Source organism: Nodosilinea sp. LEGE 07298, from assembly GCF_015207265.1.
Taxonomy (GTDB): domain Bacteria; phylum Cyanobacteriota; class Cyanobacteriia; order Phormidesmidales; family Phormidesmidaceae; genus Nodosilinea.
This window is the reverse complement of sequence record NZ_JADEXE010000501.1, coordinates 1-2,708: the sequence shown is the minus strand read 5'-3', so window position 1 is coordinate 2,708 and position 2,708 is coordinate 1. Positions and strand designations below refer to the sequence as shown.

Annotated in this window: 1 protein-coding gene; it reads right to left on the bottom strand. The window is 58.3% G+C overall.

Features of this window, described 5'->3' with window-relative positions:
• Positions 1-8: 8 nt before the first annotated feature.
• A partial coding sequence (locus tag IQ273_RS32325; protein ID WP_228054329.1) for a filamentous hemagglutinin N-terminal domain-containing protein occupies positions 9-2,708 on the bottom strand: 2,700 nt, incomplete at its 5' end.

The following is a 2,708-nucleotide window of genomic DNA, read 5'->3' as shown; positions in this document are numbered from 1 at the left end:
AAGCTGCCCTATTGCGTCCCCTGGGCGCGGCAGCCCTGGGCCAGGGCGGTGGGGGCCGTTTCCGTGGGTAGCTCAGCCTCATTCTGGGCAATATCGGGGGCCAGTTCAGTGATGGTGACGGTGCCGCTGTTGCCAAAGCGGGAACTGGCGGTGATGTCGCTGAGGGGCGTATCGAGCACATCGGGGCGAAAGGCAATGCCTAGCAGGCTGCGGGCTGTGATTGTAACGCTGCCGCCGTCCCCCTCGAAGGCATTGGCGCGAATGTCGCTATTTTCTAGCGGCACGGCCACGATAAAGCCGGTTGGCAAAGTCAGGGTAATGTCGCCACCGTTGCCCCCGGCCCCAGCGGTACCGGCTTCGGTGGAAATCAGGCTGCCGTTTCTAAGCAGCAGTAGGTCGCGCAGCGTAAAGGTCAGGTTGCCCCCATCGCCGCTCTCTGAGCTCGCGGTAATGCGGCTGCCGTCTAAAGCCAGGGTGTCAGCGGTCAGAAAGATATTGCCGCCACCATCGACGGTCGTCGTTGCCGTCAGGCTACCGTCGCGATCTAAAAGCACGGCCTCGGCACTAATATTGAGATTGCCAGCAGCACCTGAACCAAAACTCCCTACTGAAATTTCAGCGGCACCCTGCACAACCAGATTCGTCGTGGTGATGGTGATGGTACCTCCGGCTCCAGCCGCGAGTGAAGCCTCAATTGCTCCGGTGGTAAACGCCGTCTGACGCTCAACGCCTGAACTGGCCCCAATGCTACTGAAGGTTTCGACGGAGCGATTTCTATCCCCTGACACAACGACTATCTGGGCATCAATGTTAATGGCACCGCCGGCACCGTCGTTTAAAGTGGCGCTACTAATGAGGCCCCCATCTCGAACATTCAGAAGGGGGGTAGCAATCTGGATCGTGCCTGCAGGGGCATCAGAAAAGGTTCGCGATCGCACACCGCTGGCTGCTAACCCGGCAACCACAGTCCGGTTGCCGATGATGTCAACAGAGTCAGTAGCAACAATGGATATATCACCTGCTGCGCCACCAAAAGTGATGTTGCCGTCGATCCCTCTACTTCCCGAATCAGCAATAATCGCTGCGCCGTCTTGAACCAGTAAACGCCCCGTCTCAATTTGCAGGTTGCCTGCGGTTCCATTACCGCCAAACGTATTCATTGATAGGGTTGTCGGCAGAGGAAATGGATCAAAAAAGCCCCTCACGATCACTGAATGGGGTGCGCGGATCAAAATGTTGCCAGAATCTTGATCGCTCAGCGTGAGAGCGGCGATCGCACTCCCCTCTTCAATGAGAAGTTGCGCCGTATTAACCGTAATATTGCCACCCCCTCCCGCCGCGATACCACGAGTAGATAATCCGGTGGGGAACCCATCGGGCGTCACCAAGGGGATGCCAGACACTCGACTACCCGAGACAATCCCAGAACCGCTCGCCCGGAAGGATGTTGTCGCAGTAATACGAATATCGCCGCTGTCGCCCGTGCCAAATGTCTCAGTAGACACCAAAACCCCTGCGTCCAGCGAAATCCGTTGGGCCTGCAAAGAGATATCGCCAGCGCGTCCTGATGCCGTTGTCGTTGCTGTGATGCCACCAATCTGGCGATCACTGACCTGCCTAGCCCCCAAAAAGGTGCTGAACTCAACAAGTTTGTAGTTGGCGATGCCAGTGCCAACCATGTCAATGTCGTTGGCCGTAACCTCGACACTGCTGCCCGCCCCACTCCCTGAATTTGCGGCACCAATGTAGGAGCTACCCAGCAGCCGAAACTGATCAGCAGCAACCTGAACCCCCCGGCCATCCTGATCTCCCAATGTGTCAGAAATCAGAGCTGACCGGTCTGCCAGGGTAACGGATCGACCCCGGAGATCAATGGCCCCCCCGGCTATCCCGCTGGCGTTTAGTACTGACCGATTCGAGAGTTGAATATCGCCAAAGTTATTCACGCCGTCGAAGCCCACATCAAACCCCGGTCCGTCAGGGGTGAGTCTTAGCTCCTGGCCTGCCTGTACGCCGCCAACCTCAATCCGTCCGCCCGGGGCCGTGATCTGCGCTCCCGTTAGGGAAACATTGCCGCCTACCAGCGCCAGGGTTTGGCCCTCAGCCACAGATAGGTTTGCCCCGGCCACCGCTATATCCCCTGGGGTATTGCCCCCTGAGCCATTGCCCAAGCGGAGACCGATGGGCGCACTGACCGTTAGCAGCGGCGGGGCCTCTGGGTTGGCCGTACCGTAGACAAACCCATTGTCAAACCGCAGCCCTTCCCCCGTGCTGGCGAAAAAAGAGCCGCCAATATCCAGCCGAGCATTGGGGCCAAATACGATGCCCGCCGGATTGATCAAAAACAGGTTGGCGCTGCCCCCCGCTTGAATCGTCCCCTGGAGATCTGACCGGGTGCCGCCCGTGACCCGGCTGAGAATGTTGGCGATGTTGTCGGCATTGACAAACACCGCTGTAGTGCCCGCTGGCACCGAAAACTGCTCAAAACTGTGGAACAGGTTGCTGCCCCGATTGGCCCCACCCGTGATCTGATAAGCGGTGCCGTCGGTGGTGACGATGGAGTTTTCTAACGGTAGCGTAGCGTCTGGAATCACCTGGGCCTGAACCAGAGAAGGACTCCAAAACATTCCCAAAAGCACAGCCCCTGCGGTCAAAGAGCCAATGCCGCCCATCACACCAGTCTCATAACGCCCCATCTTCCCCATCAC